The organism is Frankia tisae (assembly GCF_025403405.1).
In the GTDB taxonomy this organism is placed as follows: domain Bacteria; phylum Actinomycetota; class Actinomycetes; order Frankiales; family Frankiaceae; genus Frankia; species Frankia tisai.
In genome coordinates this window covers 1-381 of sequence record NZ_JANEZT010000872.1, presented here as the reverse complement: position 1 = coordinate 381, position 381 = coordinate 1, and the positions used below count along the sequence as shown (strand labels likewise).

Genomic DNA, 381 nt, shown 5'->3' with positions numbered 1-381 from the left:
GCGCGCTGAAGCCATCGGCACCGACCGCGATGGAGGGGCGTGCGGGGCCTGCCGGGAAGGGGCCTGCGGAAGGCTCGGCAGGCGGCGGCACGGGCGCCACCGCGTAGGGGCCTGCCGCATACCCGTGCGCCTGCATGCAGGATTCCACGGCGTGCCGGCGGCGCTCGAGCGGCTTCAGGCCCTGCGTGGCGCCCAGCGCGCCGCCGACCAGGGCTCCGTCGCGCACCGATCCATGGCCGCCGCCGGCGGACCAGACCAGCGAGGCCAGCACCAGCGCGCCGGTCAACATGCCGTCCAGCGTCTCCTGGGCCACGCCGATCTGCTGCGCGTAGCGCTGGCACTCCGCGAGGTCGGCTGCCTGGCGTGCCGCATCGGCGGGAC

Annotated in this window: 1 pseudogene; it reads right to left on the bottom strand. The window is 76.4% G+C overall.

Features of this window, described 5'->3' with window-relative positions:
• Window positions 1–381 (bottom strand): annotated as a pseudogene (locus NBZ85_RS34325) (hypothetical protein); the annotation flags it as partial.